This window comes from Aneurinibacillus danicus, from assembly GCF_007991215.1.
In the GTDB taxonomy this organism is placed as follows: domain Bacteria; phylum Bacillota; class Bacilli; order Aneurinibacillales; family Aneurinibacillaceae; genus Aneurinibacillus; species Aneurinibacillus danicus.
The window spans coordinates 1-26,726 of sequence record NZ_BJXX01000085.1 but is presented as its reverse complement, the minus strand read 5'-3'; the positions used below and the strand labels follow the sequence as shown (position 1 = coordinate 26,726).

The 26,726-nt window shown below is 50.5% G+C and carries 23 protein-coding genes, 2 pseudogenes and 1 other annotated feature; of the genes and pseudogenes, 17 read left to right on the top strand and 8 right to left on the bottom strand.

Annotation, left to right across the window (positions count from 1 at the left end):
- Nucleotides 1-54: 54 nt before the first annotated feature.
- From pdhA to lpdA, 4 genes are read left to right on the top strand one after another with little or no spacing between them, the layout of a single operon-like run.
- Entirely contained in the window at nt 55-1,101 is a 1,047-nt protein-coding gene (pdhA, locus tag ADA01nite_RS10365; protein ID WP_146809891.1) for a pyruvate dehydrogenase (acetyl-transferring) E1 component subunit alpha, read from the top strand.
- A 3-nt stretch (nt 1,102-1,104) separates the two neighbouring features.
- The gene (locus ADA01nite_RS10360; protein WP_146809890.1) at nt 1,105-2,085 is read left to right on the top strand and encodes an alpha-ketoacid dehydrogenase subunit beta; all 981 of its coding nucleotides are present in this window, start codon (nt 1,105-1,107) and stop codon (nt 2,083-2,085) included.
- Nucleotides 2,086-2,142: 57 nt separating this feature from the next.
- Complete coding sequence (locus tag ADA01nite_RS10355) at nt 2,143-3,504, top strand: dihydrolipoamide acetyltransferase family protein (protein WP_146809889.1); 1,362 nt, start codon at nt 2,143-2,145, stop codon at nt 3,502-3,504.
- A 3-nt stretch (nt 3,505-3,507) separates the two neighbouring features.
- Nucleotides 3,508-4,920: a dihydrolipoyl dehydrogenase gene (gene lpdA / locus ADA01nite_RS10350; RefSeq protein ID WP_146809888.1), complete on the top strand. Its 1,413-nt coding sequence runs from the start codon at nt 3,508-3,510 to the stop codon at nt 4,918-4,920.
- 264 nt (nt 4,921-5,184) lie between these two features.
- On the opposite strand, the pseudogene ADA01nite_RS23040 reads toward lpdA, so the two are convergent.
- Together ADA01nite_RS23040 and trhO are read right to left on the bottom strand one after the other, a co-directional pair.
- A pseudogene (locus tag ADA01nite_RS23040) lies at nt 5,185-5,398 on the bottom strand (methyl-accepting chemotaxis protein); the annotation flags it as partial.
- Between the two features lie 618 nt (nt 5,399-6,016).
- A complete protein-coding gene (gene trhO / locus ADA01nite_RS10340; RefSeq protein ID WP_146809886.1) occupies nt 6,017-6,976 on the bottom strand; it encodes an oxygen-dependent tRNA uridine(34) hydroxylase TrhO in 960 nt (319 codons plus the stop codon).
- A 221-nt stretch (nt 6,977-7,197) separates the two neighbouring features.
- On the opposite strand from trhO, the gene ADA01nite_RS10335 reads away from it, so the two are divergent.
- Nucleotides 7,198-7,635, top strand: coding sequence for a DUF2621 family protein (locus tag ADA01nite_RS10335; protein WP_146809885.1), 438 nt, complete (start codon nt 7,198-7,200; stop codon nt 7,633-7,635).
- 142 nt (nt 7,636-7,777) lie between these two features.
- Here ADA01nite_RS10335 and ADA01nite_RS10330 read toward each other — a convergent pair whose 3' ends face one another.
- From ADA01nite_RS10330 to ADA01nite_RS10315, 4 genes are all read right to left on the bottom strand, one after another.
- Nucleotides 7,778-8,038 (bottom strand): CstA-like transporter-associated (seleno)protein, encoded by a 261-nt coding sequence (locus ADA01nite_RS10330; protein ID WP_146809884.1) that lies wholly within the window; start codon nt 8,036-8,038, stop codon nt 7,778-7,780.
- Between the two features lie 18 nt (nt 8,039-8,056).
- Nucleotides 8,057-10,156 carry a carbon starvation CstA family protein gene (locus ADA01nite_RS10325; protein ID WP_146809883.1) on the bottom strand — a complete coding sequence of 700 codons (2,100 nt, stop codon included), beginning with the start codon at nt 10,154-10,156 and terminating at the stop codon, nt 8,057-8,059.
- 237 nt (nt 10,157-10,393) lie between these two features.
- The gene (locus ADA01nite_RS10320) at nt 10,394-11,191 is read right to left on the bottom strand and encodes a LytR/AlgR family response regulator transcription factor (RefSeq protein WP_246147296.1); all 798 of its coding nucleotides are present in this window, start codon (nt 11,189-11,191) and stop codon (nt 10,394-10,396) included.
- Nucleotides 11,192-12,871, bottom strand: coding sequence for a sensor histidine kinase (locus ADA01nite_RS10315; protein WP_246147295.1), 1,680 nt, complete (start codon nt 12,869-12,871; stop codon nt 11,192-11,194).
- Nucleotides 12,872-12,973: 102 nt separating this feature from the next.
- Between ADA01nite_RS10315 and ADA01nite_RS10310 the strand changes: the two genes are divergently transcribed.
- From ADA01nite_RS10310 to ADA01nite_RS10255, 12 genes and pseudogenes are all read left to right on the top strand, one after another.
- Complete coding sequence (locus ADA01nite_RS10310; RefSeq protein WP_146809882.1) at nt 12,974-14,401, top strand: nicotinate phosphoribosyltransferase; 1,428 nt, start codon at nt 12,974-12,976, stop codon at nt 14,399-14,401.
- Between the two features lie 70 nt (nt 14,402-14,471).
- Nucleotides 14,472-15,845, top strand: a complete 1,374-nt coding sequence (locus ADA01nite_RS10305; protein WP_146809881.1) for an S-layer homology domain-containing protein — start codon at nt 14,472-14,474, stop codon at nt 15,843-15,845.
- Between the two features lie 323 nt (nt 15,846-16,168).
- Nucleotides 16,169-16,696: a YqeG family HAD IIIA-type phosphatase gene (locus ADA01nite_RS10300; RefSeq protein WP_146809880.1), complete on the top strand. Its 528-nt coding sequence runs from the start codon at nt 16,169-16,171 to the stop codon at nt 16,694-16,696.
- On the top strand, nt 16,689-17,798 hold the full coding sequence (gene yqeH / locus ADA01nite_RS10295; protein ID WP_146809879.1) for a ribosome biogenesis GTPase YqeH: 1,110 nt from the start codon (nt 16,689-16,691) through the stop codon (nt 17,796-17,798). The genes ADA01nite_RS10300 and yqeH overlap by 8 nt, the downstream gene beginning before the upstream one ends.
- Before the next feature lie 98 nt (nt 17,799-17,896).
- Nucleotides 17,897-18,760: a shikimate dehydrogenase gene (aroE, locus tag ADA01nite_RS10290; protein ID WP_146809878.1), complete on the top strand. Its 864-nt coding sequence runs from the start codon at nt 17,897-17,899 to the stop codon at nt 18,758-18,760.
- Nucleotides 18,761-18,771: 11 nt separating this feature from the next.
- Nucleotides 18,772-19,065, top strand: a complete 294-nt coding sequence (yhbY, locus tag ADA01nite_RS10285; protein ID WP_146809877.1) for a ribosome assembly RNA-binding protein YhbY — start codon at nt 18,772-18,774, stop codon at nt 19,063-19,065.
- Nucleotides 19,049-19,738, top strand: a pseudogene (locus ADA01nite_RS10280) (nicotinate-nucleotide adenylyltransferase). The gene yhbY and the pseudogene ADA01nite_RS10280 overlap by 17 nt, the downstream one beginning before the upstream one ends.
- Nucleotides 19,653-20,225: a bis(5'-nucleosyl)-tetraphosphatase (symmetrical) YqeK gene (yqeK, locus tag ADA01nite_RS10275; RefSeq protein WP_246147299.1), complete on the top strand. Its 573-nt coding sequence runs from the start codon at nt 19,653-19,655 to the stop codon at nt 20,223-20,225. The pseudogene ADA01nite_RS10280 and the gene yqeK overlap by 86 nt, the downstream one beginning before the upstream one ends.
- A gap of 5 nt (nt 20,226-20,230) precedes the next feature.
- The gene (gene rsfS / locus ADA01nite_RS10270) at nt 20,231-20,572 is read left to right on the top strand and encodes a ribosome silencing factor (protein WP_146809874.1); all 342 of its coding nucleotides are present in this window, start codon (nt 20,231-20,233) and stop codon (nt 20,570-20,572) included.
- A complete protein-coding gene (locus tag ADA01nite_RS10265; RefSeq protein WP_246147294.1) occupies nt 20,556-21,317 on the top strand; it encodes a class I SAM-dependent DNA methyltransferase in 762 nt (253 codons plus the stop codon). The genes rsfS and ADA01nite_RS10265 overlap by 17 nt, the downstream gene beginning before the upstream one ends.
- Before the next feature lie 57 nt (nt 21,318-21,374).
- Nucleotides 21,375-21,606, top strand: a binding site (T-box leader).
- 200 nt (nt 21,607-21,806) lie between these two features.
- Nucleotides 21,807-24,266, top strand: a complete 2,460-nt coding sequence (gene leuS, locus ADA01nite_RS10260; protein ID WP_174760604.1) for a leucine--tRNA ligase — start codon at nt 21,807-21,809, stop codon at nt 24,264-24,266.
- Between the two features lie 92 nt (nt 24,267-24,358).
- Entirely contained in the window at nt 24,359-25,369 is a 1,011-nt protein-coding gene (locus tag ADA01nite_RS10255) for an ABC transporter substrate-binding protein (protein WP_146809871.1), read from the top strand.
- 32 nt (nt 25,370-25,401) lie between these two features.
- Here the strand turns inward: ADA01nite_RS10255 and comER are convergent, their stop codons facing one another.
- On the bottom strand, nt 25,402-26,238 hold the full coding sequence (gene comER / locus ADA01nite_RS10250; RefSeq protein ID WP_146809870.1) for a late competence protein ComER: 837 nt from the start codon (nt 26,236-26,238) through the stop codon (nt 25,402-25,404).
- Nucleotides 26,239-26,340: 102 nt separating this feature from the next.
- Entirely contained in the window at nt 26,341-26,589 is a 249-nt protein-coding gene (locus ADA01nite_RS10245; RefSeq protein ID WP_146809869.1) for a DUF2533 family protein, read from the bottom strand.
- Between the last annotated feature and the right edge of the window lie 137 nt (nt 26,590-26,726).

Genomic DNA, 26,726 nt, shown 5'->3' with positions numbered 1-26,726 from the left:
ATTACAGTAGTGTAAATATTCTTTTCTCATAATCTTATTAAAAAAGGAGTTGTCATGATGTTACAAATTCTTTCGCCTGAAGGCAAGGTTACGGACCAAAAGCAAATGCCTCAAGTCGACGACGCCACTTTGAAAGAATTGATGCGCAGGATGGTATACACCCGTGTGTGGGACCAGCGCGCAATCAGTTTGAACCGTCAGGGACGTCTCGGATTCTATGCTCCGGTAGCGGGACAGGAGGCATGCATGATCGGAAGTCAGAGCGCGCTTGCCAAGGAAGACTTCATTCTGCCAAGCTACCGTGATATCCCGCAAATCGTCTGGCATGGGTTGCCGTTGTATCAGGCGTTTCTGTATTCTCGCGGACACTTCCACGGCGGTCAGATTCCGGACGATGTAAACGTTTTAATGCCGCAAATTATCATTGCTGCCCAAATCACACAGGCGATGGGCGTTGCAATGGGCTTCAAGTTGAAAAAAGAAAAGCGTATCGCGATTACGTACATAGGTGATGGTGGTACGTCGCAGGGTGATTTCTACGAAGGTTTAAACTTCGCCGGCGTGTACAAAGTACCGGCCGTCTTCTTCGTACAGAATAACCGTTATGCGATTTCTACACCGTTCTCCAAGCAAACCGCAGCTGAATCCATCGCGGCCAAAGCGCAAGCGGCAGGTATCAAAGGCGTGCAAATCGACGGTATGGACGTGCTGGCCGTATACGAGACCGTACGTGAAGCAAGAGAGCGTGCGCTTGCTGGCGAAGGTCCGACATTGATCGAAGCCCTGACGTTCCGTTACGGACCGCATACGATGGCGGGCGATGATCCGACCCGTTACCGTGCGCAGGAAGAAATGACGGAGTGGGAGCAGAAAGACCCGCTTGTTCGCTTCCGTTCGTACCTTGAAAGCAAAAACCTCTGGTCCAAAGAGGAAGAAGATCAAACAATTGAGCAGGCGAAAAATGAAATCGCCGAGGCGATTAAGAAAGCCGATGCTCAACCGAAACAAAAAGTGACCGACCTGATCGACATTATGTTTGAAGAGAAGACTCCGGCTCTGCAGGAGCAATACGATGAGTATAAGCAGAAGGAGATGAAATAGACAATGGCACAAATGACCATGATCCAAGCCATTACAGATGCACTGCGTACAGAAATGAGAGCAGATCCGAGCGTGCTTGTGTTCGGTGAAGATGTAGGGGTAAACGGCGGGGTATTCCGCGCAACGGACGGACTCCAGAAAGAGTTCGGTGAAGAACGTGTATTCGATACGCCGCTTGCGGAATCCGCTATCGGCGGGATGGCGGTCGGCCTTGGTCTGCAGGGGTTCCGTCCGGTTGCCGAAATTCAATTCTTCGGATTTGTATTTGAAACATTTGACGCCATTGCATCCCAGGCGGCGCGTATGCGCTACCGTTCCGGCGGAAAATACAATTCTCCGGTTACATTCCGCGCTCCGTTCGGCGGCGGCGTAAAAACGCCGGAGTTGCATGCAGACAGCCTGGAAGGTCTGTTCCTGCAGACACCGGGCGTGAAGGTCGTTATTCCTTCTAACCCGTACGATGCCAAAGGTCTGCTGATTTCTGCGATTCGCGACAACGATCCGGTTATCTTCCTGGAGCATATGAAGTTGTACCGTTCCTTCCGCGGTGAAGTGCCGGAAGGATCCTACACGGTTCCAATCGGTAAAGCGAATGTAGTGAAAGAAGGAAAGGATGTCACGATCATTACGTACGGCGCCATGGTACAGACTTCTCTGAAAGCGGCGGAACAGATTGAAAAAGACCGCGGCGTATCGGTTGAAGTCATCGATTTACGGACCATCAGCCCGCTGGATACGGAAACGATCATCAAGTCGGTTGAGAAAACGAACCGCGCTATCGTCGTGCAGGAAGCACAGAAACAAGCGGGCGTGGCTGCAGAAGTTATCGCTCAAATTAACGAGAAAGCCATTCTTTCCCTGGAAGCTCCGGTATTGCGCGTAACGTCTCCGGATACCGTGTTCCCGTTTGCGGCGGCGGAAGATGTCTGGTTACCGGACCCGGCCCGCGTGATTGAAGGTTTGAATAAAGTACTTGATTTCTAAAGTCTATCCTGTCTGCGAAAGATAACTCGCGGTAATACTAAGGAGGAGGTTCCATCTATGGCGTTCCAATTTAAAATGCCGGATATTGGTGAAGGGATTCACGAAGGTGAAATCGTAAAATGGCATATTAAAGAAGGCGATCAGGTCGAAGAAGACCAGATTATTATGGAAGTGCAAAACGACAAGGCTGTCGTTGAGATTCCATCCCCGGTAAACGGGAAAGTACTGTCCATTAAAGTGGAAGAGGGAACAGTAGCCGTAGTCGGCGACGTTCTGGTTGAATTCGATGCAGCAGGCGCATCTCAACCGGAAAGCGGGACAGTGGATGCTACCGACCGCGCTGCAGGCGAAGAGCTGAATGAGAAAGCGGACCGGGCGGAAGTAGAACAAACACCGATGACCGAACAGGGGAAAGCACCGGTACAGCAGGAAGTTGAACCTGTGGATGAAAATAAGCGCGTATACGCGACACCGGCTGTACGCAAGTTTGCACGTGAAAAAGGAATCAACATCCGTCAGGTGCAGGGAACGGGCAAAAACGGACGGATTACCCGTGAGGATGTAGAGAGGTTCGCTCAGGGCGGCGGCAAAGCACAAGCGGCAGCACCGCAAACTGATCAGACGAAACAGGCGGATCAAGCGGCACCTGCATCTGCGGCGGCCGAGCCGAAACAGGCAGCAGCCGCTCCGGCAGCGGCACAGGCGGCGCAGGGCGGACTCGAAGAGCGCAAGCCGTTGAAAGGTATCCGCAAAGCGATCGCAACCGCAATGACAAAGTCTGTGTACACCGCTCCGCACGTGACGATTATGGACGAAGTAGACGTAACGAAGCTGGTGGAGATGCGTACACGCTTCAAGCCGATTGCGGAGAAAAAAGAAGTCAAGCTGACATACCTGCCGTTTATCGTCAAAGCGGCGATCGCCGGACTGCGCGAGTTCCCGGAGTTGAACGCAAGCATCGACGACGAGAAGAACGAAATCGTATTGAAGAAATACTATAACATCGGGATCGCAACGGCGACAGATGAAGGCCTGCTCGTGCCGGTCATCAAAGATGCGGACCGCAAACCGTTGTGGAAGATTGCAGGCGAGATTTCAGAACTGGCAACCAAAGCGCGTGAGCGTAAAGCGTCTGCCGACGAGCTTAAAGGAAGCACATTCTCCATTACGAATATCGGATCTGCCGGAGGCATGTTCTTCACTCCGGTTATCAACTATCCGGAAGTGGCCATTCTCGGCGTAGGCCGCATTACGAAGAAGCCGGTTGTAAATGAAAACGATGAAATCGTGGTGGCTCCGGTTATGGCGTTGTCCTTAAGCTTCGATCACCGCTTGATTGACGGTGAAATGGCACAATTGTACGTGAACTACATCAAAGGACTGCTGCAAAATCCTGAAATGCTTGTCATGGAGGTGTAAAGCATGGTAGTAGGAGAGTTTACAACAGAGCTTGACGTGCTGGTTATCGGAGCGGGTCCGGGCGGATATGTGGCGGCGATTCGTGCCGCCCAGCTCGGCAAGAAGGTAGCGGTTGTGGATAAAGCGGAAGTCGGCGGCGTATGCTTGAACCGCGGCTGCATTCCGTCCAAATCGCTGATTTCGGCCGCTAAGCAGTACGAACAGGCGAAAGAAGGCGCAAGCATCGGTATTCATGTCGAAGGCGTAACTGTCGATATGAAGAAAGTGCAAGAGTGGAAGCAGAGCGTTGTAAATAAGCTGACAGGCGGGGTAGGAACCCTTCTTAAAGGAAACGGCGTTGAAGTAATTCCGGGCGAGGCGTTATTCGTAAGCGAAAATGAAGTGCGCGTATTCCACGGCTATGAAGTAAACCGTTATAAATTTAACCACTGCATTATCGCCACAGGCTCGCGTCCGATTGAAATTCCGGCGCTTCCGTTCGGCGAGCGCATTCTGTCTTCGACCGAAGCGCTAATGCTTGATCACATTCCGGAAAAAATGCTGGTCGTCGGCGGAGGATATATCGGCATCGAGCTGGGAACGGCATTCGCCAAGCTGGGATCGAAAGTAACCGTGCTTGAAGGTATGACGAACATTCTGCCGGGCTTTGAGAAGCCGATGGTGCAAATGGTGCGCAAGAAACTTAAAAAGCTCGGTGTGGAAATTCACACCGAAGCAATGGCGCAGTCAAGTGAAGTGACGGAGAACGGCGTAAAAGTAACGGCGAAAATTAAAGACAAAGAAGAGGTATTCGAAGCGGATTATTGCCTGGTAACGGTTGGACGCCGCCCGAATACGGACGGACTCGGTCTTGAAGCGATCGACATGAAGCTGACGGATCGCGGCCTGATCGAAATCGACAAACAGTGCAGGACAAGCGTACCGAACATCTACGCGATCGGCGACGTTGTGGCAGGTCCGGCGCTTGCTCATAAAGCATCTTACGAGGGCAAGGTGGCGGCAGAGGTCATTGCCGGTCAGCCGAGCGAAATCGACTACATGGCGATTCCAGCGGTCGTCTTCTCTGACCCGGAAATGGCGACGGTTGGTTTGACAGAAGAGCAGGCGAAAGAAGAAGGCTACAAGGTGAAAACCGGCCGCTTCTCGTTTGCTGCAAATGGACGCGCGCTGAGCGTCAATGAAACGGACGGCTTTGTAAAAGTGGTGGCTAACGAGGAAGATGGCCGCGTGCTGGGCGTACAAATTGTTGGTCCGGAAGCGTCTGACCTGATTGCAGAAGCAGGCCTTGCGATCGAGATGGGCGCGACGCTCGAAGACATTGCACTGACTATCCATGCGCATCCTACACTGGCGGAAGTGACGATGGAAGCTGCGGAAGCGGCGCTCGGACACAGTATTCACTCGTTATCGAAGTAAGACAATATAGAACAGAAAGAGCAGGCGAAGTTATACTCAGCCTGCTCTTTTTCTACATTCCTTCTTTTAGCTAAATAAGCGATTCGGACACGTCCGCCATTTTGCGGGAGTTTTCTTCCAGGGACGTCATGGAAGCGCTGATTTGCTCCGTGGCTGCGGCCTGTTGTTGGGCCAGGCTATCGAGGTTTTTGACCTCTTTTACAATCTCTTCGATGGTACTGGACATTTCCATGAGATTTTTCGAGATTTCTTCTACATTTTCCCGCGTACTGGAGGCCAGCTTGCGCACCTCGTCGGCGACAACCGCAAATCCCCGTCCGGCATCGCCTGCACGTGCCGCCTCGATTGCCGCATTGAGAGCGAGAAGATTGGTTTGATCGGCCACCTGCTTGATTAAGTTGATGACTTTGCCTACGGTGCTCAGTGCATTCTGCGCCTTCTGAGAGTTTACGGAAAGAGCGCTGACCGCGTCTGCCATACCTGTTGCTCCCGCCGCAATTTCTTCGGTGGCCTGAGTGGTCTGTTCGGAAGTCTGCATCAGTTCGGACGCCATCTTCTTCAGCTGTTCCTGCTTGTGAATCGGCATGGCAATAGCCATGGCGCCGATGAGGCGACGGGTTTCGTCAAACAGGGGAACCGTGTTGGCAGAATAACCGAATCCGAACGGCGATTCTTTCTCGCTGATGATTTGATTAATCTTCCGTTTCTGGTCCAGCGTGCGGCGCAGTGTGCTATTTTCGGGGATGGGGCTTCCGACCTTAAAACCAAATTTCACATGTTTTCCTTCCCAGTATCCAATCACTTTTTCTGTATCGGTCAGCACAAACGTGTTTTCTTCATTAAATAATTCGTAAAGGCGCAGACAAGCTCTCTTCAGTGAGTCAAGTTCATCGTGAAGATTCTGGTTTCTTTCGGTTTCCATAATCATAGGGAGCACACTCCTATTCAATTTAAGAAATGGTATGTTTTTTGACTGGTATTTTCTGCTCCTTTTATCATAAACCAAAACATGGAATAAGAGAACAAAGAAATAGATAAATTTAGTTCTATAAGTATACAACGAAGCCGGGGAGCTATCCCCGGCTTTTGAATTACATTATTTAACTGCTGCAGCCTTTGCTTCTTGTTTTGCAAGTTGTTCCTTCACATAGCGGTTGTCTTTGTGCTCCGCACATTCTGGCGAGCAAGAACGCTTATGTTCATCTTCGCATGCTTCACAGCAGAAATGCTGTACATTGCACCACGGGTTCGCACAGTTCACATAGCGGTCGCTTGGCGTGCCGCAGTGTTTACAGGTAGAGATGATTACATCTTCTTCGGTTCGGTTAATCGGTACGGAAATTCGCTCGTCGAATACGTAGCATTTACCGTCAAACAGGCGTCCCTGCACTTCCGGATCTTTGCCGTATGTGACAATTCCGCCGTGCAGCTGCGCTACGTCCCTGAACCCTTCTTTAATCAGAAAACCGGACAGCTTTTCGCAGCGGATGCCGCCTGTGCAGTACGTGATAACTTTTTTATCTTTGTACTGGCCCAGATTCTCGCGGATCCATTCCGGGAACTCACGTGAGGTTTTAACGCCGGGGCGAATGGCGCCACGGAAATGGCCGAGTTCGTACTCGTAGTCGTTACGACCGTCAATGACAATCACATCATCACGCTGCAGATGCTCGTAGAATTCTTTCGGACTTAGATATTTTCCTGTCGTCTCGTTCGGGTCTATGTCTTCGTCGAAACGCCAGGTTACAATTTCTTTTTTGTGGCGGACAAAGATTTTTTTGAATGTGTGCTTATCGGCCTCATCGATTTTGAAGAAGATATCGGTAAAGCGCGGGTCTTTGCGCAGTTCTGCCATGTAAGCGTCCGTTTGTTCCTTTGTTCCAGACAGCGTGCCGTTAATCCCTTCTTCGGCGATGATAATCCGGCCTTTCACTCCAAGTTCTTTGCAGAATACTAAATGTTCAGCTGTGAATTCTTCCGGATTCTCAATATGGACGTATTTATAATATAAAAGCACGCGATACGGCTTTTCCTTCTCTCTATGCGTTTGCTGCATGAGAACATTCCTCCCTGTGGTATAGTTTTGCTGCATTAATGAATTTCCCGGGTATAGCTCATATAGACAAGCGATACGAAAATCATGCATAATAAGAAACAACCAGTTTATGTTATACGGGAACTGGCTGTGTATATTAAACAATATAATTATGTTGTTTATATTACGGTACTACATCATATCACAGTCAATGCCGAAAAGGGAAGTGGGGATTTGTAGAAATGTCAGCATGGTTCGGTTCTTTCATTATCGGCTGGATGATTCTTCTTATTTCATTGTTCGCCATCGGCGGTTACTTCATGTTTCGAAAGTTTTTGAAATCGATGCCGAAACAGGATGGAATGTCAGACTTGGATTGGCAGGATCACTATATTGATAGGACGCGTCATATGTGGACGGAAGATACGATGGAGCTGCTGAACGAACTGGTCAGCCCGGTTCCGGAGTTGTTCCGCGATGTGGCCCGCCGCAGCATTGCCGCCAAAATCGGCAAGCTGGCGCTTGAGGAAGGTGCGGAGAAGATGACGAATGACCTTGTCATCAAAGGGTATATTCTGGCGACACCGGCACGCGATCATAAGTTTTTGGTCGCTCATTTAAAGAAAAAGCAGATTGATTTTTCGCCGTACAAACAGCATTTAAAAATTAATGTAGAATAACGGAAAAAGAGAAGGAGCGTTCGCTTGAATGCCCTTCTCTTTCGTGTTTTAAACGGTTACGGGGAAAAGTAAAAACATAGATGACTCAGGAAACGGAGATGGTTACCATATTCGGGGTTGTTTTTATTTTAATGCCTGCCGCTTAGCAGCAGCGTGTGCGGTTTCCGTTTCCGTACCGTTCGTCAATCGCCTGCCGGAAGAATTCCTTCTCCGACAGCGGAGCCGCTTCGTCTTTTGGAGGCGCCGCGTACCAGTAATCAAGATACAGCTCATAGTCCGGGATGCCGAAAATCATCCGGATTGTAGACCGAACCCGGCGCATAAGCGAATGGTTTGCGGACAACTCCTTGATTTTTTCCGGCGGAACATAGGTGCGCTGCGGACATGATTCATCGCGCCACATACATTATTCCTCCTTACTTTACGCAGTGTGCGAATGGTTGTTGTAGATGAGAGACGCGTCGCCCTTGGATTCCACGTAAGGCGCCTCCTGCAGCGAACCGCGGTATGTGCCGCGCAGAATGCTAATCCAGACTCTCAGGCAGTCGATAATAAGCAAAATCACGATGCCTGCGAAAATTGCGGTCATTACAGCGTCTACACGGTCGTTGAAAATCATCTGTTTTGCGGCTTCTATCGTTTTTACGCCCTTAGGCAGCTGACCTTGCTCCACCGCTTTTGAGAAAGCGGAGGCATGAGAGAGGAAGCCGATTTTTGGATCGGGATGGAACAGCTTCTGCCAGGCCGCTGTCATCGTAACGGTGAGCAGCCAGGAGAGCGGCACGAGCGTAACCCAGGCATACGCTTTTTTGCCCATCTTCAGGATAATCGTCGTTCCGACCGCCAGAGCAATCGCAGCCAGCATCTGATTCGCAATACCGAACAGTGGCCACAGTGTCTTAATACCACCTAGCGGGTCGATAACCCCGGCATACAGGAAGTATCCCCAGGCCACGCTAATTACGGCACTGGAAATGATATTGCCGGGCAGCCATGTCGTGTCTTTAAATTTCGGAGCGAAGTTGCCGATCAATTCGCTTACCATGAAGCGCCCGACCCGCGTACCGGCGTCGATGGTAGTCAATATAAATACAGCTTCGAACAAAATCGCAAAGTGATACCAGAATGCCATCAGCGCTTTACCGCCGACAATAGCCGAGAAGATGACGGACATACCGACCGCAAGCGACGGTGCACCGCCTGTGCGGGATAGGATTGAATTCTCCCCTACGTCTTCGGCCAACTGCGTCAATTCGGCGGCAGAGATGGTAAAGCCCCATTCTGTAATCGTGCGGGCTGCGGTCACAGCGTCGGTGCCGATAGCGGCGGCCGGACTATTAATCGCAAAGTATGTGCCCGGCGTCAGAATGGTTGCAGCGATGAGAGCCATAATGGCTACGAACGATTCCATTAGCATGCCACCGTAACCGATCATACGGCTGTGGCTTTCTTTTGCAATCAACTTCGGCGTCGTACCGCTCGATATGAGCGAGTGGAACCCGGAGATGGAACCGCAGGCAATTGTAATAAACAAGAACGGGAATAGATTACCTGTGAAAACCGGTCCGGTTCCGTCGATGAATTTCGTTACCGCAGGCATTTGCAGATTCGGCAGCGTCAGGATGATACCGATGCCGAGCAAGCCGATGGTTCCAATCTTCAGGAACGAGCTCAAATAGTCACGCGGTGCGAGCAGCATCCATACAGGCAGAATGGATGCGATAAAACCATAGATAATCATTAAAATAGCAAGCGCTTCCGGACTGAGCGTGAACATAGGTCCGAGAGTCGGAGATTCCGCCACCCATTGGCCGGCCACAAGCGCAAACATCATGAGAGCAAAACCGATGAACGAAGTTTCACCAACGCGTCCTGGACGGATATAGCGCATGTAGAAGCCCATAAAGAGCGCAATCGGAATCGTCATGGCAATCGTGAAGGTACCCCATGGACTTTCGGCCAGCGCATTAACGACGACAAGCGCCAGTACGGCAATTAAAATAATCATAATGGCAAGAATACCAACCATGGCAATCAAGCCGCCTACGGGTCCGATTTCCTCCTTCGCGATTTGTCCCAGGCTTTTTCCGTCGCGGCGCATGGAACCGATGAGGATGATGAAGTCCTGTACGGCACCTGCAAGAATAACGCCTACAACAATCCAGATCGTGCCGGGAAGATATCCCATCTGGGCGGCAAGCGTTGGACCGACCAGCGGACCGGCACCGGCAATTGCCGCAAAGTGATGGCCGAATACCACCCATTTATTTGTTGGGATATAGTCTTTGCCATCATTGTGAACTTCGGCGGGCGTGGCCCGTCTGTCATTTAGGTTGAAGACTTTATGGGCGATAAATCGGCTATAAAACCGGTAAGCCACCGCATAGCTGGCCAGGGCGGCAACCAGTAGCCAGGCTGCGTTGATTTCTTCACCGCGTACAAGCGCCAGCCATCCCCAGGCTACCGCGCCGACGATCGAAATCGCACCCCAGATGAGAATGGAGAGTATACGGCTTTTCATAATGAATCCCCTCTTTCTTTCTGTTAAATTCTATGATTTTAAATTTTCTAAAATTTTAACTTATTGTAATATATGAAAAGGATCTCCACTATCGTTTTTGAATAAATGGTAGTAAATGATACATGAACAGTAAAAAAATCGTAATTATTTGCAGAGAACAATGGAGGCAGCCAGCATGTGCCTAAAAAGGGTTCACACGTGTTGGCTGCCTGAGTTCTGTCTTGTGGAGTGCAATTTCTAAAAACCAAGCCGGGATTTCAAATCTTTGACTACTGTTCTGCTTACGGGGAGGACGGTTTCTTCTGTGTTGTTCATTTTAACCTGAACTGTGCCTTTGAACCACGGGATAAATTCCATAATATGACGTAGATTGACAATGTAGGTGCGGTGGATGCGGTAGAATTTCTCCTTTGGCAGTTTTTTCTCTAAGTCCTGAAGGGAAAACGATGTAATGTAGTTTTCATACCGGGCGTAAATTCGTGCATTCCGTCCTTCGGCGGCAGCATAAACGATGTCATCAATGTCAACGAATGCTACGCTTGTCGCTTTTTCCACAGGAATGCGGGAGAAGGAAGAGGATGATCTCGACACCGGCTGCATTGTCTCGATAATCTGGCGCAAAGTATGCTCCAAGGCGTGCGGCTCATTCGGCACGCCCTTTTGCGTGCTGCGCATGTGTTTACGCAGCCGCTCCATTGTTTTGTCCAATCGCTCCTCGTTAAACGGTTTTAAAATATAATCCACAGCTTCCGTCTCAAACGCCTGCAGAGCATAGGAATCATATGCGGTAGCATAGACGATATAGGGGCTTGCGCCACCCGCGGCCAGCTTTTCCGCCACTTCAAGACCTTCCATATCATGCAGATGAATGTCGAGGAATACCACATCCGGCTTGCAGTCGGCGATTACTTCCAGTGCTTCTTCGCCGCTTGCGGCTTCGTCCGCAATCTCAACATCGTTATATTGTTCCAGCAAATAGCGAAGCTCCGACCTCGCCGGAGCTTCATCGTCGACAATAACTACTCGCAGCATCATTTACGATACATTCCTTTCTTCCCAGGGCATGGTGAGAGTACAAACGGTACCGCCGCCCGGATTGCTCTCGATTACCAGATCGTACGGCTTGCCGTACAATGCATGCAGTCGGCTCCGCACATTCGCAAGTCCGATGCCGGACAGTGGAGGTGTATGAGTGTGCGGCGTAAATCCCACACCGTTGTCAGTGACGCGTACGGTGAGTACGCCCTTCTCTTTGCCGATAAAGATATGAATCGTGCCGCCTTTCTTTTTTGGAAGCAGGCCATGCTTGACCGCATTCTCTACAATCGGTTGAAGAATCAAGCCGGGGATATGCTGCTTCCAGGCATCCGGATGAATGGAAGTTTCAACCCGGAGCTTATCGCCGAAGCGGGCCTGCTCAATCTCAAGATAGGCCTCGACATGCTTCATCTCTTCTTCTACTGTAATCATTCGGTCGCCCTGGTGCAGATTCCGCCGGAAAAATTCGGCCAAATTCACGATAAGGCGGCGGGCCGTTTCCGGTTTTGTGCGAATGAATGAAGAGATGGTGTTCAGAGCGTTAAACAGGAAGTGCGGATTAATCTGCGCGTGTAGAGCGCGAATCTCTGCGTCGGCCAGAAGCGCCGCTTGTTTTTCCAGATCCGCGATTTCAAGCTGGGTTGAGAATAGCTGAGCCAGTCCGCGGGCCAGTTCCCAATCAACCACTGAAACCTCGTGATGACGCTTAAAATACAATTTCAACGTTCCAACCGTCGAGTCTTTCTTTTTCAGCGGCACGACAATCGCGGAATGGAGAGGGCAGTCCTTGCTGCTGCAGCCGATTTCCTCTTTGTTCTTCGCCCAGAGTACTTTCTGAGTGCGCAGCGCTTCAAGTGTCGCTTCCGTCTGCAGCGGTGTGCCTCTGCGATGGTGACTGTTTCCGGCACCGATGTGGGCAAGGATTTTCTCCCGGTCTGTAATGGCTACCGCGGCCGCCTCGGTCATGTTGTAGATGACTCGAGCTGCCTTCTCTGCGGAATATTCATCCAATCCCTGGCGCAGAATTGGCAGTGTAATGTCTGCAATTTGCAGTGCGCGCTGCGCCTGCATCGACCCGATTTTTTCTTCTTCCGCCTTTGCTGCTTGCACGATCATGACGAGCAACGCGATAGCTGAGGCATTGACGAGCATCATCGGGAGTGCAATAATTTCGACAAGGCGAAGCGCTTCCGGAAACGGTCGCGCGATGGCAAGAATAATAAGCATCTGAACGCCTTCGGCCAGAAAGCCGACCATCCAGGCAACACCCCAATGCATGGAACGCTGGTGATATCTGAGGTACACAAGACCGGCAAGCAGTCCTTCTACCGTTGTTGAGACAGCACAGGCCACATCGGTAAATCCGCCGAGAAAATACCTGTGCAGACCGGCCAAAAAACCGGTTACGGTACCGACAAGCGGACCTCCCAGAAGACCTGCCATGACGGGACCGATAACACGGGAATTGGCGAGCGCCCCCTCAATGGGGATCGCCGCGTACGTCCCGTAAATACCGATAAGTGTACATACTATAATCGTAATTACTTTATCACGCGGTCCATCCGTGCGTCTGAGCATGCGCCGGAAGAAGCGGAAACGAGAGAGAAAAAAGCCCAGCACGACAAGAGTAGCAGTGCGCTCAGCCAAATCGATAAACAGCGGATGAAGCAGCGGCATACGTACGCCTCCTTATTATGAGCGGTAACGTTGTTACTCAAAGTATATCATTCGTATGTGCCCCGTCAATTTTGAGAAGAGAGGATACAAGGAGATGAGCAGATGAACAACCTGACAATGAGTACAGATTTATATCAGATTAATATGATGTATGCCTACTATAAAAAAGGGATGGATCGGCAGCGCACGGTATTTGATGTTTTTTTCCGTAAGGCCCCCTGTGGCAACGGTTATGCGGTTTTTGCAGGACTTGAACAGGTGCTTGATTATATTGAAAACATTCGCTTTACGGAAGAAGACATCGCATATCTTAGAAGCGTCTATCCATATGAAGAAGGTTTTCTTGACATGCTGCGGAATTTCCGCTTTACCGGAAGTATCTCTGCGATGAAAGAAGGAACAATCGTCTTTCCTGGCGAGCCGCTGATTCGCATAGAGGCGCCCGTTTGTGAAGCGCAATTAATCGAGACAACCATGCTGACAATCATTAATCACCAGACACTTATCGCCACGAAAGCGGCAAGGATTGTCGGTGCAGCGAAAGGAGATATTGTTCTTGAATTCGGCCTGCGCCGAGCTCAGGGGGCGGATGCGGGTTATTACGGTGCGCGTGCCGCGTACATCGGGGGCGTGCATGCCACGTCGAATGTGATGGCAGGCCGCGATTTTGGTATTCCGGTACGGGGCACGCACGCACACAGCTTTGTACAGCTTTTCGAACACGAATTGGATGCGTTTACGGCATATAGCGAGGCATTCCCGGATGAGACGGTGCTGCTCGTCGATACGTATGACACGCTGGGCGTAGGTATTCCGCATGCCATCAAGCTTGGCCTTGCCATGAAAGAAAAAGGAAAGAAACTGCTCGGCATCCGGCTTGACTCCGGTGACCTTGCGTATTTATCCAAGGAAGCGCGCCGCATGCTGGACGATGCGGGGCTTGAGGATGTAGCTATTATTGCTTCGAGCGATTTGGATGAGCACCTGATCCAGGATTTGAAAAGCCAGGAAGCGCAGATTACGATATGGGGCGTAGGAACGAACCTGATTACGTCATCCGATTGCCCTGCGTTAGGAGGCGTATATAAGCTGGCTGCAGTGGAGAAAGACGGCGAATGGCTGCCGCGTCTGAAGATTTCCGAGAACCCGACTAAGATTACGAATCCGGGCTATAAGCAGGTCGTGCGCTTCTATGATCTGGCGACGGATAGACCCCTGGCGGATTTGATTGCGCTTGAGGACGAGGAAATTCCGCGCGACAAAATTACTTTGTTCCATCCGTTGTTTCCGCATAAGCGTAAGACAATCTGCAATTATCGGATCGAATCGCTGCTGCATCCGATGATTGAGCGAGGTCAACGTTGCTATAAAACACCTTCGCTGGATGATATCCGAGAATATTCCCGCAAAGATTTGGCCCGTTTCTCGCCCGAGATCAAGCGTCTGACTAACCCGCATGAGTATCATGTCGATTTGAGCCAGAAACTGTGGGATTTAAAGCAGCGTTTAATTCATCAGGAGCGCGAATAAAAAATGCAACTTTTCCCAATCTCCTTCCGTAAAAAGAAATGTAAGGAAAAAATTTGGAGGGGGAATCGGAATGAAAAAAAGAAGAGCGATGACAGCAGGAATGCTGAGCCTGGCGGTGCTTGCGGGAATGCCTGCGGTGAATGTGCTGGCGGCGGAGCCGTCCGCCGTTGTACAACCGCAGTCGGATAGGCTTACGCGCGGCGAATTTTTTAAGATGTTGAATGAGGCCGTTGATTTGCCGGAAGCCGGGTCGCAGCATACATACAAAGATATAGCGCAGCACAGCGAATTGTCCGGAATCGTGGGTAAGCTGCAGGCAGCCGGCATTCTTCACGGATACAGGGACGGTACCGTTCGACCGGAGCGTGAGATAAGAGCAAGCGAAGCGGTTGCGCTGATTAGCGGTGCCTTAGGAATCCCGAATCAGCCGGCACCGGGCACGGCTTCTCCGCTGCCGTCTTCACACTGGGCACGCCATATCGCAGCCTGGCTAACTAGCGCCAAAGTCGATTTTGCATGGGACAACCTGGATCGCACGCTGACCAGACAGGAAGCGCAGGGACTGATTAAACAGATGCTTTCCACTTCAGACAGCGCAAAAAAATTGCTGGAGGAAAGCCAGAAAGCCCAGCAGGCCGTCAAATCGTTCCAAATGAAAGGTTCCATGTCGCTTGGTATGGCTTTGAAAGAGAAGGCGATTGCTGATATGCCGGCCGAAGACCGTGAAATGTTCGAGAAAATCGATGGTAAGCCCATGTCCATGACATTCGAGGGCGCCTTCATGGTTCCGGACGCAATGTATATGAAGACGAATATTAACGCACTCCCTCTGATGCCGGGTACAGAAACGGGGCCGATGGATATTGAACAATACATTATCGGCAAAGACATGTATATGAAGATGCCGGAAGGTGCGCCTGCCGATCCGGAAAATCCGACCGGTTGGGTGAAGATGAAAGACGCCTTTCCGATGGATATGAAAGCGATGATGGAACAGCAGATGTCGGGCATCCCGCCGCAATTAGAAAAGAAGCTCTTCTATCGTGATCTAGGCAATGGCCAGTTAGCGTTCCAGGGTCGCATCGACAAATTGACCGATTTGGCTTCCATGATGAATGGCGTACAGGGCATGGAGGATATGACGGCCTCACTTAAGGAAGCGGAAAACGTCATCCAATCAATTTACATGCAGGGCGTTATGACGCTGGATTCAAACACCAAGCTGCCCAAAGATACCAAAATGCAGGTAGTCGTTACTCTCAAAGATAAAGACGGCGGCGCAGAAGATATACCGTTTAAACAAATCACACTGTCTCAGGATATTGCGTACAGCGATTATAACGGTGACGTGAAAGTCGAACTTCCGGAAGCGGCCAAGAAAGCTAAAGAAATGCCTGCAGTTTCTGCCGATACACAAGCTTTTGAACAGCCAGCAAAAAATTAGCGGGTTGTATCGCGAATACACATAAAAAAGCATGCAAACATGCATGCTTTTTTATGTGTCAATGGTGAGGAAGAAGGAGAGGAAAGAAGAAATAAAATCGAGGGAAGAAGAAGGTGTTCGCCTTTTCCCCATTGAAATCAGCCCTTATTCTCTTCTTTTTTCCTTCGTGCCGCAAAAGTCAGCTATCCGCTATAGAATGTCAATAGAATCGACTACAGGTATATTGATGACAGCGGCAGCAGGAATATGGTATAGTAAATGCCGGATTTATACAAACTCTATTCGTAAGCCAACAACTACAGATGGAAGTATGGAGTGGTTGCATGCTCTACTCATTATTGTTGCCGGATCTGCATGTCGAATCCGTGTACGATATCGATTTATTTGAACTTAAAAAGCGTGGCATTAAGGGGATTATCACGGATCTGGACAACACGCTAATTGAGTGGGACCGTCCTGATGCAACCCCTGAACTTGTGAAATGGATGAAAGAGCTTAAGGAGCAGGGCTTTGCCGTTGTCATCGTCTCGAACAACCGAAGAACCCGCGTATCCAAAGTAGCAGAGCCGCTTGGGGTACCGTTCATTCATCAGGCGAAGAAGCCGACATCGTCCGCCTTCCGCCGAGCCACACATCAGATGGGCCTGTCCGTGCATGAGACGGTCGTCATTGGTGACCAGCTTTTCACCGATGTGCTGGGCGGAAAGCGGATGGGCTTTTATACCATTCTGGTTGTTCCGGTCGCGCAGAGCGACGGATTAATAACCCGCTTTAACCGAAGAATGGAGAAAGTAGCGTTAAATTGGATGAGAAAACGCGGAAAAATTCCGTGGGAGGATCAAAATGGATAAGCAAGAAATGGAACTGCACTGCGTCGGCTGCGGCGTAGCCATCCAAACGGAAGACAGGGAAAAGCTGGGCTACGCACCGCCGCAGGCACTGGAAAGAGAAACGGTGATTTGCCAGCGATGCCACCGAATTAAACATTACAATGAAGCCTCTACCGTCACGCTGGGCGACGATGATTTCGTGCGTATTTTGAACAGCATCGGCAACACAAAATCGCTGGTTGTGCAGGTCGTGGACATTTTTGATTTCAACGGCAGTTGGTTGCGCGGTCTGCCCCGGTTCGTCGGCGGCAATCCGATTCTCCTGGTCGGTAACAAAGTCGATCTTCTGCCGAAGAATGTCAATCGTAACCGGTTGGTTAATTGGATGCGCAAATCGGCTGCCGATCTTGGGTTGAAGCCGCTTGACGTCGTGCTGGTGAGCGCGCGCAAAGGAGAAGGTATAGATCGTCTGGTGGCGGCGATGAACGAACACCGCAAAGGACGGGACATTTACATCGTGGGTGTTACCAATGTCGGAAAGTCGTCCTTAATCAACCGGCTGCTTAAGCAATTCGGTGAATCGGAGATGGATATTACGACATCCCAGTTCCCCGGCACAACGCTTGATGTCATCGAGATTCCGCTGGATACGACGTCATCGCTGTTCGATACGCCAGGTATTGTGAACCGTGACCAGCTGGTACACAAAGTTGCGCCGCAGGAACTTAAATTGATTATGCCTGACAAGCCGATTAAGCCAAGAGTGTACCAGTTGAATGCCGAACAGACGCTGTTTGTCGGCGGTCTGGCCCGCATCGATTTTGTTAAGGGCGAGCGGCAGCCGTTTGTATTTTACTTGTCGAACCATTTGAACGTGCATCGTACGAAGCTTGCCAAAGCGGATGAGCTGTACGCAAAGCATAAGGGGGAATTGCTTGCCCCTCCGGGCAGGGAAGCGGCAGAGAAAATCGTCTGGGATACATTCACATTCAAAGTTCCATCCGGTACGCACGACATCGTCATTTCCGGTCTGGGCTGGATTGCGCTGCACGGAAAAGGCGCAAACGTAAACGTACATGTGCCGAAGGGCGTAGCTGTAGGCCTTAGACACTCGCTAATATAAGCGGTTTGTTTACCCCTGGTCTTCAGGGGGTTTTTTATACATAACGGGTGAGGTAACAAAAGGAATAGGAAACAATAGCAGAGAAGAGGAGAGAGTCGATGAACAGTCAAACGATACTGACCGGGTTATTCGGACATCCGGTGGGCCACTCGTTGTCGCCGCTGATGCATAACCGGGCGTTTGCGGAGCTCGGAGTTAACTTTCATTATGCCGCATTCGATATCGATCCGGGTCAGGTACGGGAAGCGGTCGCAGCTATCCGCGCTCTAGGTTTGCGGGGTGTCAATGTTACCATCCCGTATAAAGTAGCGGTGATGGACTATCTGGATGAAGTGGAGGAAGAGGCAAAAGCGATCGGTGCCGTCAATACGATTGTCAATGAAGGTGGTAAACTCATCGGTTACAATACGGATGGAAGGGGCTTTGTGCGTTCGTTGATTGAAGAAACGGGCATCGATGTGAAGCGGCAGTCTGCCATACTGGTAGGCGCAGGCGGTGCTGCACGAGGTGTAGCGGTGTCTCTACTGCGTGCCGGTCTTCCCTCGCTTGCCATCGCCAATCGTACGGAAGAGAAAGCCGAGCGATTGGCCGAGCAGTTGCAGGCGATGAACCCGCAGGCCCGGATAGCTGCGCTGCCGATGAAGGAGATTGCAGATGCGCTTACGGATGCCACGCTCCTGGTACAGACAACATCCATCGGCATGCATCCGAACATAGACGCGAGCCCGGTCGCGGCAGAAGCGTTGCACGAACGTTTGCTGGTCAGCGACTTAATTTATAATCCGCTTGAGACGAAACTATTGCGTGACGCGAAAGAAAAAGGTGCTCGTATCCACCATGGTTTGGGCATGTTTATCTATCAGGGCGCACTCAGCTTTGAATATTGGACAGGACAGCCGGCTCCCGTAGAAGCGATGCGCAAAGCCGTATCGGATGCGCTGTACAGCCGGCGGCAAGAATAAGGAGGAACATCATGCTAACAGGAAAGCAAAAGCGTTATCTGCGTTCACAGGCGCACCACTTGAGTCCGATTTTCCAGGTAGGCAAAGGCGGGGTCAATGAAAATTTAATCAAGCAAATTGAAGAGACGCTTGAGGTACGTGAACTGCTTAAAGTATCGGTATTGAACAATTGCGGCGAAGATAAGGAAGAGGTGGCGGAAGCAATCGCGGCCGGGAGCGGCGCAGAAATCGTGCAGATTATCGGCAATACGATCGTGCTCTATAAAGAATCGAGGGAGCATAAGACGATTGAGCTTCCAAAATGAGCAAAAAAAGGTCGGGCTGTACGGCGGCACGTTCGATCCCATTCATACCGTCCACTTAATCGTCGCCGAGCAGGCCCGGGATGCGTTGAATCTTGATGAAATATGGTTTCTGCCTGCGCATATTCCACCTCATAAACGCTCCAGACGGATTACGGCCGATATTCACCGGGTCGAGATGATCAGGCTTGCTATCGCAGACAATCCGCGTTTTTTGCTAAATACGGTCGAACTTGAGAGAGACTCCGGGCAGCCTTCCTATACGTATGATACCGTACGGTTGCTAAAGGTGCGGCATCCTGAAGTGGATTTTTATTTCATCATCGGCGGGGATATGGCGAACTACCTGCCTAAGTGGCACCGGATCGATGAACTGGTTCAGATGGTACAGTTCGTGGCATTGGCGCGTCCCGGTTATACGATGGAGAACAAATATATGCAGCGTGTGATTGAAACGGAAATGCCGCAGCTGGATGTTTCTTCGACCATGATTCGCGAAAAAGCGTCGGCAGGTAGGTCCATCCGGTATCTTGTTCCGGATGCGGTAAGAATGTATATAGAGGAGAAGCGATTGTATGAAGCGTGAACAATTGTTGGAAGCCGTACGCGGACAGATTACCAAGCACCGCTACGAGCATACGCTCGGTGTGGTAGAGACCGCGATTCGGCTCGCTGAAAAATACGGCGCCGACAAAGAGAAAGCGGAAACAGCGGCCATTCTCCATGACTACTGCAAATTCTGGCCGGAAGACAAAATGCGTAACATTATTGAGAATACACCGCACATTCCGAAAGATCTGCTTGAATATGATACAGAGCTGTGGCATGCGCATGTTGGGGCTGAGGTTGTACGAAGGGATTTAGGTATCGAGGATGAGGAAATCTTGGACGCGATCCGCTATCACACTTCGGGCCGTGAGAACATGACATTGCTTGAAAAAGTAGTCTGTCTGGCCGACTATATTGAGCCCGGCCGGCAGTTTCCCGGTGTTGACGAACTGCGAACGGCAGCGGAGGAAGATTTGGACCGCGCCCTGGCGAAAGGACTGGGAGGGACGATTACATTTCTTGTTAATCGGGAAAAAAGAATATATCCCCTCACCGTTCTGGCCCGCAACTCCTTGGTAAAACCGAAAATGAAAAACGTAAAGGAGGAAGAATAGCGAATATGACAGAACTTCAAATCGCACAGCTGGCCGCAAAGGCGGCCGAGGATAAGAAAGGGAATAATGTAGTAATCCTGGACTTGAAAGGTCTTTCCATTATCGCGGATTACTTCGTGGTCTGCCATGGAAATTCCGAGACGCAGGTTCAGGCCATCGTTGACAATATTAAAGACAGCGTAGAAGAGGCCGGGCTTACGGTGCGCGGCCGGGAGGGCTACGATGAAGCCCGCTGGGTGCTTGTTGATTTAGGCGATGTGGTTGTTCACGTATTCCATCGTGACGAGCGTGAGTTCTACAATATCGAACGCCTTTGGAAGGATGCTCCCGTTGTCGCCGTCCAGTAGTTACCGGCAATTGGCCGATGTATATGATCATCTTATGGCGGACGCACCATACGACCAATGGATGCAGTTTGCGGCGGAAGTGTGGCGCTTGACCGGCACGGCCCCGCATCGCGTCGCTGAGCTAGGCTGCGGTACAGGATCGCTTACCCGCTATCTGCTCGAACGGAAGTTGGAAGTATGGGGCGTAGATTTATCCGCCGATATGCTGGAAGTGGCGCGGGAGAAGGTGGAGCGCAGTCATCCGGGGGCGCCCGTACACTGGCTCAACCAGGATATCCGCCGCCTTTCGCTCCCCGGGCAGATGGACAGCATCGTGAGCTTTTGTGATACGCTGAATTATATCCCGGACGCCGAGGGAATACGTCAGGTGTTCGCGGGAGTGTTCGAAGCGTTGAAACCCGGCGGCACCTTCCTGTTTGATGTGCATACGCCATATAAAATCGCCGAAGTATTCGGCAACGAGTCGTTTTGCTATCAAGATGAGCAGGTGGCGTATATCTGGCAGAGTTCATATGACGAATATACAGAGACGGTAGAGCATGATTTAACGCTGTTTGTAGCGGAGCGGGATGGTCTTTTCCGGCGGTTTCATGAGTTGCATCGCCAGCGGGCGTATCGGCTTGATGACCTGCGGGACTGGCTTGTTGAAGCCGGTTTTACCCTGCTGTCTCTAACGGCCGATTTCTCGTCACAGGCGGTAGAAGAAGAGAGTGAGCGTGCATTTTTCGCGGCTCAAAAACCGTAATGATGGAGAAGTTGACATAGGATAGGTAAGTTGCATATAATTTTAGATAAATTGCAAATCATGGCTTTGATAAGGAGCAGTAGTTGTCAGGAAGCGAAGCAGAGAGTTAACGGTCGGTGTGAGTTAACCGTTTCGGGCAATGAACTCGCCTTGGAGCCGATAGCGGGAAAGGCAGCGAGTACCGTTATCCGCCTCATCCATGTTACGGATGCTAAAGTGGACGCCGGTAGCACAATTGCGTGGCGTTAACTAGGGTGGTACCGCGGGAGTCACGCCTCTCGTCCCTGGATGATACAGGGATGAGAGGCGTTTTTTATGTGAAATTGAGAACAAAAAGCAAGAAAAACATGAGGTAGAAACCTTATGTTCTGCTTTCTCTTTTATATTTCTAAGTTTCAAACTACATAGAGAGTACAACGTATCAGCCGTTGTGCTTTCTCTCGCATTCCGCTTCTCGATTGAACTATGCATGATGGAGGTTAGTCATTGATGAAAGCTTACAAGCCGCACGAAATCGAAAAAAAATGGCAGCAGTATTGGAATGAAACGAACGCACATCGTACGAACGAGGACGATACAAAAGAAAAATTCTACTGCCTGGAGCAGTTCCCGTATCCTTCCGGACGCCTTCATATGGGGCATATGCGCGTATACTCTATCGGAGATGTGGTAGCTCGCTACAAGCGGATGAATGGCTATCAGGTTCTGCACCCCATGGGATGGGATGCGTTCGGCATGCCGGCAGAAAACGCAGCGATCAAATTGGGCGCGCAGCCGGCCAAATGGACATATGAAAACATTGACTTTATGAAAAATCAGCAGAAGCAGCTGGGTGTAAGCTATGACTGGGAGCGTGAAATTGCGACCTGCTCGCCGGAATACTACAAAATGACCCAGCAGTTGTTCCTGCTTTTCTATGAAAAAGGCCTGGCGTACCGCAAGAACGGTACGGTTAACTGGTGTCCGCACGATCAAACGGTGCTCGCCAACGAGCAGGTAGAAGACGGATGCTGCTGGCGCTGCGGTACCGAAGTAACTAAAATCGACCTTGAGCAGTGGTATTTCAAAATTACTGACTACGCCGATCGCCTGCTGAACGATCTGGATCAATTGACTGGCTGGCCGGAAAAGGTCAAAACGATGCAGCGCAACTGGATCGGGCGCAGCACCGGTGCCGAGGTAACGTTTGACGTGCCGGAAGCAGGCGAGAAGCTGACCGTATTTACTACCCGTCCGGATACGCTGTACGGCGTGACGTTTATGGTTCTGGCGCCGGAGCATCCGATTGTGCGCAAGCTGGTGAAAGGCAAAGAAAACGAAGCGGATGTGCTCGCATTCATCGAGAAAACGAAAAAAGAATCCGACATTATCCGGACTGCGGCCGATGCGCCGAAAGAAGGCATGTTTACCGGCGCGTATGCCCGTCATCCGCTGACCGGCCAGGATGTGCCGATCTGGATTGCCAACTATGTATTGATGGATTACGGCACAGGAGCGGTCATGGCGGTACCTGCACACGATACGCGTGACTTCGCTTTTGCACGTCAGTACAATTTGCCGATTACGCGGGTCATCGTGCCGGAAGGTGAAACATTTGATGCAAACGAGACGATGACGGAAGCGTATACGGAAGACGGAGTACTGGTGCAATCCGGTTCATTCGACGGAATGCCGAACCGTGAAGCGCTTGAGAAAATCGCAGAGCATCTAAAAGAGAATGGATTGGGTGGGGCGACCGTTTCCTACCGCCTGCGCGACTGGCTCGTATCCCGCCAGCGCTACTGGGGAGCGCCGATTCCGATAATTTACTGCGATGATTGCGGTATCGTTCCGGTGCCGAAAGAAGATTTGCCGGTGATGTTACCGGAGAATGTCGTCATTGACGGGATGAGCAACCCGTTGGCCAAGTCCGAAGAGTTTGTCAACACAACCTGCCCGTCCTGCGGTGGCCATGCACGCAGGGAGACAGATACGATGGATACGTTCATTGATTCTTCCTGGTATTACCTGCGTTTTACCGATGCGAAAAATGATGAAATCCCGTTTGATTCGGAAAAAGCGAACAAATGGCTGCCGGTAGACGAATACATCGGCGGTATCGAACATGCGATTCTGCACCTGTTGTATTCCCGTTTTTTCACCAAAGTGTTGTATGACGCGGGGATGATAAATTTCACGGAGCCGTTCAAGAGCCTGCTTACCCAGGGCATGGTACTGAAAGACGGCGCAAAAATGTCCAAATCGAAAGGCAACGTCGTCAGTCCGGACGAAATTATCGCTAAGTATGGTGCAGATACCGGACGCCTCTTTATCCTGTTCGCGGCTCCGCCGGATCGGGATCTCGAATGGAGCGACAGCGGGGTGGAGGGCAGCTATCGTTTCCTCAACCGTGTATGGCGTATGGTGGATAACCATGCCGACTTAGTGGCAACTCATCCGCAAATCAATCTGTCCGATAGTGCCGCCAAAGATTTGAACCGGACGCTACATGCTACAATTAAAAAGGTGAGCGAGGACATCGGTGAGCGCCGTCAATTCAATACGGCGATTAGCTCCATTATGGAACTCGTCAACAAAATCTATGCATACCCGAAAGATGGTGATCCCGGCATGCTGGCACACGCGGTTGAAAGCACAATTATCTTGCTTGCACCGTTCGCGCCGCATATTACCGAAGAGATGTGGCGTACCATCGGCCACGAAGACAGCGTTCATCATCAAAGCTGGCCTGCATTTGACGAGTCCGCTCTCGTGCTTGATGAAGTAGAAATCGTCGTGCAGATTAACGGTAAAGTACGCGAGAAAATGGTAATTCCAGCGAATGCGACCAAGCAGGAGATGGAAGCGATCGCGAACGAAAACGAGAAGATTAAAGAATTGACGGCCGGAAAGACAATCCGTAAAGTCATCGCCGTTCCCGGAAAGCTCGTGAATATTGTTGTGGGATAAATGTTATAGAATTTTGATACCTTGCGTGCTATACTTTTGAAGAGCATTCAAGCTTTAAAATTTGAGATGAGAGAGTACGGAGGAGAGAGAAGATGAGAAGAGTGCAGGTTATCATAGCTTTGCTTGTGGCGATGTTGCTCGCCCTGGCAGGGTGCGGTCAGGCGACGAAAACGGAATCCGTGCAGCAGAAGGCGGAACAGGCAAGCCCGGAGAAGAAGGTTAAGGTCGGCATTACGCAGATTGCCGAGCATCCGGCGCTTGATTCGATTCGCAAAGGAATTATTGACCAGCTGGCAGAAGAAGGATTTAAAGACGGGGAGACGATGCAGCTGGAATATCTGAACGCCCAGAACGATATGAACAATGTGGCGACAATTGCCCAGCAGATGGTAGCGGACAAGAAGGATTTGATTATCCCGATTACGACGCCGTCTGCACAGGCGGTTGCCCAGCAGGCGAAGGAGATTCCGGTTGTATTCTCTGCGGTAACCGATCCGGTGGCAGCCAAGATTGTGCCGGCGCTGGATAAACCGGCGGAAAATATTACAGGCACGTCCGATGTATCTCCAATGGATAAACAGGTGCAGCTTGTGAAAGAGTTTATTCCTTCTTTGAAAAAACTTGGTGTGATCTACAACACGGGCGAGGTCAATGCCGAAGTACAGGTGGGTATGATTGAGGAAGCGGCCAAAGCGCTGGGAGTAACGGTGGAAAAAGCCGGTGTGTCCAGCTCGAACGAAGTAAAACAGCGTACCGAGTCGATTGTGGGCAAGGTGGATGCCATTCTTATTCCTGTCGACAACACGGTTGTATCTTCGTTTGAAGCGCTGCTAACCGCAGCCAAGGCGTCTAAGGTGCCGGTGTTCGCTTCCGACAGCGACACGGTAAAGCGCGGCGCAGTAGCCACCTACGGCATCGATTATTATAAGCTTGGCCGGCAAACCGGTGTAATGGCGTCCCGCGTACTGAAAGGCGAGAAGCCGGGTTCCATGCCGGTGGAAACGCTGAAAGACGTACAGTTGGTCATGAATGAAGCTGCAGCCAAGAATTTTGGATTGTCCGTCCCTGACAAATTGAAAGCGAATGCCCAGGTTGTCAAATAACCGGTGCAGATGTGAAAAGACTCCTTCCCCGTTTAGTGGAAGGAGTTTTTTTTGTCGGCGAACATCTCTTTTACTTCAAGAACATCCACATCAAATTTGCGGTGAGTCGCTTCGATTAGGTGGAGGAATACGTCCCGCGTCTCCTTATCAAGTACATGCAGACCAATACCGGTTACGCCGCCTGGTACACACACCTTGGCCTGTAGAGCTGGCAGGGAAAAACGTCCGTCTTCAAGCAGGCGCCCAAGTCCGATAATCATCTCTGTTATCAGCTTCGTCGCCTGCTCCTCCGTAAGGGTTGTTTTCGCCACCGCGCTGTCAATGAAACGCTGCAGCAGAAAACTGAAGAAGGCAGGGCCGCAGCTAACAATGTCGGAAGAGATACGGGTGTCCTGTTCTTCAATTTCAATTGGTGTGCTGATGGCAGATAACAGCGTAATCAACCTTGTACGGTCGGCATCATGGAAACGGCTTCCGAACGTCACAAGCGAAGCTCCGCTGAGCGCTGTATTGGTAATGCTTGGAATGACGCGGGCCACTTTGCAGGGGGTATAAGCCTCCAACTGCTGCACATTGACGGAGCTGGTGACAGAGAGCAGCAGTTTATCGGGGGTCAAATCATGTTGAATTTCATCCAGTACCGTTCTGTATTCAAGCGGTTTGGTGCATAAGAACAGCACGTCCGCCTCCTGTGCGACGACCGTATTTGTTCCGGTTCTAAGCGCAGTGTGTTTAGATGCGAGCGCACGCAGCTTTTCCGGCGTCCGGTTCGAGGCAATGATGTGAGCGGGCGGTACGGCGCCGGATTCAATAAAGGCTTCGATGAGAATCGTTCCCATACTTCCCGTTCCAATAAAGCCAATGTGCATCTGAATCCCCCCGGCGATTATAATTGTTTAATGTGTATGGAGAGATTGGGGAATTCAGTACACATATTTTTCCAATTGTGCTAAAATACCGATATACGGTAATTATTTGCATATATCCCGTACCATATCAACTGTTACAGTTTTGCGCGGTGGCAGGTGATAACGCTGTGCCAGCTGGTTAATTTGCTCGGTTACTTTGTTAATTTCTTCGACATTGATTTCTTCTCCATTTTTGCACTGCTCTACCGCCTTCTCGATCCAGGCTTCCCGCATGGCATCCAATTTCCGGTACAGTGTGATGTATTCAGCTTGTTTGGCTGAGTGGGCAGTAATGGCTTTATGAACGCTCATTTTTACATCCTCCTTTTTTCATATCCATTCAGAATGTTTATATAAAAATTATAGGTAATCTGTAAAAAAACCACAAGCAAAGGGGTAAGCATAATGAGAAGTCTGCTGGTGGCCAGGAAAAAGTGGATTATTAGTAG

Bases quoted from the DNA above. Each gene is read 5' to 3' on its own strand.
- ADA01nite_RS10330 (WP_146809884.1), bottom strand. From the start codon at position 8,038: ATGTGGCGCGATGAATCATGTCCGCAGCGCACCTATGTTCCGCCGGAA.
- ADA01nite_RS10360 (WP_146809890.1), top strand. From the start codon at position 1,105: ATGGCACAAATGACCATGATCCAAGCCATTACAGATGCACTGCGTACA.
- ADA01nite_RS10300 (WP_146809880.1), top strand. From the start codon at position 16,169: ATGCTCTACTCATTATTGTTGCCGGATCTGCATGTCGAATCCGTGTAC.
- leuS (WP_174760604.1), top strand. From the start codon at position 21,807: ATGAAAGCTTACAAGCCGCACGAAATCGAAAAAAAATGGCAGCAGTAT.
- lpdA (WP_146809888.1), top strand. From the start codon at position 3,508: ATGGTAGTAGGAGAGTTTACAACAGAGCTTGACGTGCTGGTTATCGGA.
- yqeH (WP_146809879.1), top strand. From the start codon at position 16,689: ATGGATAAGCAAGAAATGGAACTGCACTGCGTCGGCTGCGGCGTAGCC.
- aroE (WP_146809878.1), top strand. From the start codon at position 17,897: ATGAACAGTCAAACGATACTGACCGGGTTATTCGGACATCCGGTGGGC.
- pdhA (WP_146809891.1), top strand. From the start codon at position 55: ATGATGTTACAAATTCTTTCGCCTGAAGGCAAGGTTACGGACCAAAAG.
- yhbY (WP_146809877.1), top strand. From the start codon at position 18,772: ATGCTAACAGGAAAGCAAAAGCGTTATCTGCGTTCACAGGCGCACCAC.
- rsfS (WP_146809874.1), top strand. From the start codon at position 20,231: ATGACAGAACTTCAAATCGCACAGCTGGCCGCAAAGGCGGCCGAGGAT.
- ADA01nite_RS10355 (WP_146809889.1), top strand. From the start codon at position 2,143: ATGGCGTTCCAATTTAAAATGCCGGATATTGGTGAAGGGATTCACGAA.
- ADA01nite_RS10245 (WP_146809869.1), bottom strand. From the start codon at position 26,589: ATGAGCGTTCATAAAGCCATTACTGCCCACTCAGCCAAACAAGCTGAA.
- ADA01nite_RS10305 (WP_146809881.1), top strand. From the start codon at position 14,472: ATGAAAAAAAGAAGAGCGATGACAGCAGGAATGCTGAGCCTGGCGGTG.
- ADA01nite_RS10310 (WP_146809882.1), top strand. From the start codon at position 12,974: ATGAACAACCTGACAATGAGTACAGATTTATATCAGATTAATATGATG.
- ADA01nite_RS10335 (WP_146809885.1), top strand. From the start codon at position 7,198: ATGTCAGCATGGTTCGGTTCTTTCATTATCGGCTGGATGATTCTTCTT.
- ADA01nite_RS10325 (WP_146809883.1), bottom strand. From the start codon at position 10,156: ATGAAAAGCCGTATACTCTCCATTCTCATCTGGGGTGCGATTTCGATC.
- trhO (WP_146809886.1), bottom strand. From the start codon at position 6,976: ATGCAGCAAACGCATAGAGAGAAGGAAAAGCCGTATCGCGTGCTTTTA.
- ADA01nite_RS10315 (WP_246147295.1), bottom strand. From the start codon at position 12,871: ATGCCGCTGCTTCATCCGCTGTTTATCGATTTGGCTGAGCGCACTGCT.
- ADA01nite_RS10320 (WP_246147296.1), bottom strand. From the start codon at position 11,191: ATGATGCTGCGAGTAGTTATTGTCGACGATGAAGCTCCGGCGAGGTCG.
- ADA01nite_RS10255 (WP_146809871.1), top strand. From the start codon at position 24,359: ATGAGAAGAGTGCAGGTTATCATAGCTTTGCTTGTGGCGATGTTGCTC.
- comER (WP_146809870.1), bottom strand. From the start codon at position 26,238: ATGCACATTGGCTTTATTGGAACGGGAAGTATGGGAACGATTCTCATC.